The following is a 5599-nucleotide window of genomic DNA, read 5'->3' as shown; positions in this document are numbered from 1 at the left end:
CCGCCGGAATCGGGGCGGGGACGGCGGTCCACAGCCCGGCATCCGCTGTCGGGTGTGTCGCCGCCAAGAACTAGGCTGGTGAATCGTGGCCGGCAGGATCAGAGACGAAGACGTCGCACTCGTGCGTGAGCGCTCGCCCATCGCCGACGTGGTGGGGGAGTACCTGCAGCTGCGCAACGCCGGCGGGGGATCGCTGAAGGGGCTGTGCCCCTTCCACGACGAGAAGTCGCCGTCTTTCAACGTCACTCCCGCCCGCGGCCTCTACTACTGCTTCGGCTGCGGCGAGGGCGGCGACGTCATCCGCTTCATCCAGCAGATCGAGGGCCTCAGCTTCGTCGAGTCCGTGGAGTCCCTCGCCCAGCAGTCCGGCATCCGGCTGCGCTACGAGCAGGGCGGCGGCTACACCGCCCGCAACGACCAGGGACAGCGCCAGCGGCTCATCGAGGCCCACCGCGAGGCCCAGCGCTTCTACGCCGAGCAGCTGCTCTCGCCCGCCGCCAAGGAGGGCCGGCGCTTCCTGACCGAGCGCGGGTTCGGCCGCGCCGACGCCGAGCACTTCGGGGTGGGCTACGCCCCCGCGGGCTGGGAGGCGCTGACCGGCCGCCTGCGCGACGCGGGCTTCAGCGACCAGGAGATCATCACCGCCGGGCTGGCCGGCCAGGGCCGACGCGGTGCCTACGACAAGTTCCGCAACCGGCTGGTGTGGCCGGTGCGCGAGGTCAACGGCGAGATCGTGGGCTTCGGCGCCCGCAAGCTCGACCCCGACGACGACGGCCCCAAGTACCTCAACACCCCCGAGACCCCGATCTTCAAGAAGGGCCACCTGCTCTACGGGCTCGACCTCGCCAAGCGCGAGATCGCGCGCGAGCGCCGCGCCGTGATCGTCGAGGGCTACACCGACGTCATGGCCTGCCACCTCGCCGGTGTGCCCACCGCCGTGGCCACCTGCGGCACCTCCTTCGGCGAGGACCACCTCAAGGTGCTGCGCCGCATGCTGCTGGGCCGCTCCAACCAGGGCGGCGAGGTGGTGTTCACCTTCGACGGCGACGCCGCCGGGCGCCGGGCGGCGGTGCGGGCCTTCGCCGAGGAGCACGGGTTCGCCTCCGAGACCTTCGTGGCCGTTCAGCCCGACGGACTCGACCCCTGCGAGCTTCGCCAGCGCCACGGCGACTCCTCGGTGCGCGACCTGGTCGCCGACCGCAAGCCGCTGTACGAGTTCATGATCCGCACGGTCATCGAGCAGTACGACCTCGACACCGCCGAGGGCCGCATGGCCGGGCTGGACGCCGCCGCCGACATCGTGGCCAGCATCCGCAACGACGGGGTGCGCAAGCTCTACGGGGTCAACCTCGACCACTGGCTGGGCATCATGGACGAGTCGTTCGTGCAGCGGCGGGTCGCCCAGCACGTGGCGGCGCGCCGGCGCAGCGGAGGTGCCGGCTCCGCCCCCGCGCGCCCCGCCCCCCAGGCCCCGCCCGGCGCCGCCGATGCCGGGCCCTACGACGTGCGCGACCCCTCGCTGCAGCGCGAGCGCCAGGCCCTGAAGATGGCGGTGCAGTATCCGGGGCTGGCGTCGGAGTTCGACGACCTCGACGCCGAGTCCTTCAGCGTGCCCCAGCACCGCGCCGTCTACGAGCTGATCAGCGCCCGGGGCGGAGTACGTGCGGCCGGCGACGCCAGAGAGTGGGTGGCGGGGTTGTGCGACACCGCCCCCGACGAGGCCCAGCGGGCGTTCGTCACCCGGCTGGCGGTCGAGCCGATGGAGGTCTACGGAGAACTCGACGAGCATTACGCCCAAGAAATTCTGGGCACAATCAAGATTCATTCCATCAATCGCCGGGTGGCAAACCTGAAATCGCGCCTGGGGCGGCTGGACCCCTCGGCTCAGCCCGACGAGTACCAGCGCATCTTCGCTGAGCTCATGTCTGTTGAGCAGCAGAAACGCATGATGCGCGAGCGCTAGGCGGTGCCCGGGTAGCACTGAGGTGACAAAAATAGTCCTCACTATTCGGCGGCCTGATCAGGCAGACTGTAAGTGTGGCTCCAACGGTGCTGCCCGACGAAATGCCACCGATCACCCAGGTGGTGCGACTGGTCGCGGGCGCGGACTCCGGGGAGACGGTGACCATCGCCGACGTCGCCGCCGCCCTGGACCGTCTCGAGGCTCCCCCCGAGTCGCTCGACCAGGTGGTGCGCGGCCTCGCGCAGGAGGGCGTCGACGTCGTCGACCCCGCCGCCGAGGAGGATCCCGCGCCCGCCGAAATCGGGCGCAGAGCCCCCGCCGGCGACCTGGTGCGCGTCTACCTGCGCGAGATCGGCCGCGTTCCGCTGCTGACGGCAGAAGAAGAAGTAGACCTGGCCAAATCCATCGAAGCCGGCCTCTTCGCCGCGGAGAAGCTGCGCCGGTCCGGACCCGTGATGGGAACCGACGAGGCGCTGGACCTCGAACTCGTCGCCGACGAGGGCGAACGCGCCAAGCAGCGGCTCATCGAGTCCAACCTGCGCCTGGTGGTCTCCATCGCCAAGCGCTACCTCGGCCGCGGCCTGCTGCTGCTGGACCTGGTCCAGGAGGGCAACCTCGGCCTGATCCGGGCGGTCGAGAAGTTCGACTACGCCAAGGGGTTCAAGTTCTCGACCTACGCCACCTGGTGGATCCGGCAGGCCATCACCCGCGCCATCGCCGATCAGGCCCGCACCATCCGCATCCCGGTGCACATGGTCGAGACCATCAACCGGCTGATGCGGGTCCAGCGCCAGCTGCACCAGGAGCTGGGCCGCGAGCCCACGCCCGCCGAGATCTCGCGCGAGCTCGGCTTCGGCGGCGAACGGGTGCAGGAGATCCAGCGCATCGCCCAAGAGCCCGTCTCGCTGCAGGCCCCCATCGGCGAGGAGGCCTCCGACTTCGGCGACTTCATCGAGGACACCGACGCCGTCGTCCCTGCCGACGCGGCGGCGTTCACCATGCTGCAGGACCAGTTGCTGGTCCTGCTCGGCGGCCTCAGCGACCGCGAGCAGCGCATCATCCAGCTGCGCTTCGGCCTGCGCGACGGCCACCAGCACACTCTGGAGGAGGTGGGGCGGGAGTTCGGTGTCACCCGCGAGCGCATCCGCCAGATCGAGGCCAAGACCCTGGCCAAACTGCGGCATCCGTCGCTGGCCAGGACCCTGCGCGACTTCCTGGAGTCCTAGGTGTGAGGTTCCGGGAGGTTGGTAACGCGGCCGGTGGATGGTTCGGGTCGGCGCTGTGCGCGGTACTGGTGCCGGGCCGTGCACGCCTGATGCCGCCCCCGGGGCGCGCCGGGGGTGAACCCGCCGCGCTTCTTCCGCGATACGGGCTCCGGCGGGGTGATTCGCCCGGTTCGCCCCGCTCTATCGCCCGCATCAGCGTTGATCTTGTACCTACGGGCACATGTGATCGCTCACAGTGACCGTAGGTACAAGATCAACGGGGGCCGGCGAGCACACGGACCGAGCTAGGTGTGATGTCTCGGCACGTTGGCAACGCGGCTGGCGGGAGTGCGGCCCCGGGTCCCGCAGCGTGGGCCGCGGGCGGCACGCCGGACCGGTCGGCGGCGACCGCCGGGCGCCCTGCCCGCCGCCCGGCCCGCGTGCCCCGTGCGCCTGAGCGGGCTCAGGCGCCGGGCCCTGCGCCGACAGGTGAGGGGTTGAGGCGCGCGAAGCCCTCCTGGAGCTCATAGGGGTAGTAGGGGTAGGGCGCGGTCCGAGCGCCGGCCGCGTCGAGCCGTTCCGCCTGCTCGGATGTGAGCGTCCAGCCGACGGCACCGAGGTTGTCCCGCAGCTGGGCCTCGTTGCGTGCGCCGACGATGACCGAGGAGACCGTGGGTCGCCGCAGCAGCCAGTTGAGCGCGACCTGGGCGACGGTCCGGCCGGTCTCCTCGGCGATCTCGTCGAGAACGTCGACCACCCGGTAGAGCCGCTCGTCGTCCACAGGCGGGCCGAACTCCGCCGTGCGGTGCAGTCGGCTGCCGTGCGGAAGCGGATCGCCGCGGCGGACCCTGCCGGTCAGGCGCCCCCACCCCAGGGGGCTCCACACCAGCGCGCCGACCCCCTGGTCGATGCCGAGCGGCATCAGCTCCCACTCGTAGTCCCGGCCCACCAGCGAGTAGTAGACCTGGTGGGCGACGTAGCGCGGGCGGCCGCGGTGCTCGGCGACGGCGAGCGACTTCATCAGCTGCCACCCGGAGAAGTTGGAGGCGCCGACGTAGCGGACCTTGCCCGCCCGCACCAGGTCGTCGAGTGCGGAGAGCACCTCCTCGACGGGAGTGGCGGCGTCGAATGCGTGCATCTGGAAGAGGTCGATGTGATCGGTGCCCAGGCGGCGCAGAGCGTCCTCGCACGCGCGGATCAGGCGTGCGCGCGAGGAGCCCGCGTCGCCGGGGCCCTCGCCCATGGGCAGGCCGGTCTTGGTGGAGAGGAGCACCTCGTCGCGGCGGCCCTTCACGGCCGCGCCGAGCACCTCCTCCGAGGCGCCTGCGGAGTAGACGTCGGCGGTGTCGAACAGGGTGACCCCCGCCTCCAGGCAGATGTCGACCAAGCGGCGCGCCTCGGCGGCGTCGGTGTCGCCCCAGGCGCCGAACAGCGGACCGCTGCCGCCGAACGTGCCGGCGCCGAAGCTCAGCGCCGGCACCCGGAGGCCCGACGCCCCGAGCTGACGGTATTCCATGATCCGATCCTCTCTGCCGCCCACTCTCGTCTAACGGGTCTGTGGTTCCGTTAGCATCGGGTGCAATGTAGCAGGGATGCGGAGTTGATGAAACGGGAGTTCCGTTATGGGGTATCACGGAGGGCGACCCGGACAGACCCGCCCGGGAGGGCGCACGGCGCGGGTGCGGGCGGCCGTGCTGCGGGCGGCCGGGGACGCCCTGGCCGAGCACGGCGTGGACGCCCTCGACCTCGCCGACGTCGCGCGCCGCGCCGAGGTGGGCAAGACCACCGTCTACCGGCGGTGGGGAACGGTGCCCGCCCTCGTGGCCGACCTCTTGGTGGACATGGCCGAGCAGTCGTCGCCCCGGGCGGACACGGGAACGCTGCTCGGCGACCTGACCGCCAACGCCCGCCTGGTGCAGAGCACCCTGGTCGACCCCCGGCAAGGGAGCCTGTTCAAGGCGGTGATCGCCGCCGCCACCTGCGACGACCGCACCGCCGAGGCGCTGCACGGCTTCTACGCCGCGCGCATCGGCGAGTGGGCGCCGTGCGTGGAGAAGGCCGTCGACCGCGGCGAGCTCGCGCCGGGCACCGACGCCCGCGAGGTGATTCGCGCCGTCTCCGCCCCGCTCTACTACCGCCTGCTGGCCAGCGGCGATCCTCTCGACGAGGCGGCCGCCGACCGCGCCGCCGCGGCTGCGGCAGCCGGGGCGCGGGCGGGCGTGTACGTGCGGTCCGCGGACTGACACCTGCGCGGAGCGCGGTGCGGCGCAGCCCCGCCGGCCCGCCACGGCTGCGTGCGCGCGAAACCGCCGGCCGGGCGCAGGGCGGCCCGGCCCGGTGGGGTCCGGCCGGAACCGGCCCCGCGCGCGAGGGACCGCTGCCGCTACGTTGGCGGGTGTGAAGGGTCAGGCGAACGTGCACCGGCGGCGGC

4 protein-coding genes are annotated in these 5599 nt (G+C 72.0%); 3 read left to right on the top strand and 1 reads right to left on the bottom strand.

The genetic code is table 11. The features are described from left to right. The first annotated feature begins 85 nt into the window (after positions 1-85). The gene (dnaG, locus tag LP52_RS25130; RefSeq protein ID WP_040276903.1) at positions 86-1963 is read left to right on the top strand and encodes a DNA primase; all 1878 of its coding nucleotides are present in this window, start codon (positions 86-88) and stop codon (positions 1961-1963) included. A 101-nt stretch (positions 1964-2064) separates the two neighbouring features. Then, complete coding sequence (rpoD, locus tag LP52_RS25125; protein ID WP_238581092.1) at positions 2065-3189, top strand: RNA polymerase sigma factor RpoD; 1125 nt, start codon at positions 2065-2067, stop codon at positions 3187-3189. 442 nt (positions 3190-3631) lie between these two features. Here the strand turns inward: rpoD and LP52_RS25120 are convergent, their stop codons facing one another. Then, complete coding sequence (locus LP52_RS25120; RefSeq protein WP_040276901.1) at positions 3632-4684, bottom strand: aldo/keto reductase; 1053 nt, start codon at positions 4682-4684, stop codon at positions 3632-3634. A gap of 106 nt (positions 4685-4790) precedes the next feature. Between LP52_RS25120 and LP52_RS25115 the strand changes: the two genes are divergently transcribed. Then, positions 4791-5411 carry a TetR/AcrR family transcriptional regulator gene (locus tag LP52_RS25115; RefSeq protein WP_040276900.1) on the top strand — a complete coding sequence of 207 codons (621 nt, stop codon included), beginning with the start codon at positions 4791-4793 and terminating at the stop codon, positions 5409-5411. Positions 5412-5599: the final 188 nt, after the last annotated feature.

It is taken from the genome of Streptomonospora alba (genome assembly GCF_000826685.1).
Lineage (GTDB): Bacteria > Actinomycetota > Actinomycetes > Streptosporangiales > Streptosporangiaceae > Streptomonospora > Streptomonospora alba.
Note: the sequence above shows the minus strand (reverse complement) of the source record. Positions and strands in the feature narration are given on the sequence as shown.

What these genes read in the sequence shown, in the direction of transcription:
- rpoD (WP_238581092.1), top strand. Translation starts at nt 2,065, where the DNA reads ATGCCACCGATCACCCAGGTGGTGCGACTGGTCGCGGGCGCGGACTCC.
- LP52_RS25120 (WP_040276901.1), bottom strand. Translation starts at nt 4,684, where the DNA reads ATGGAATACCGTCAGCTCGGGGCGTCGGGCCTCCGGGTGCCGGCGCTG.
- LP52_RS25115 (WP_040276900.1), top strand. Translation starts at nt 4,791, where the DNA reads ATGGGGTATCACGGAGGGCGACCCGGACAGACCCGCCCGGGAGGGCGC.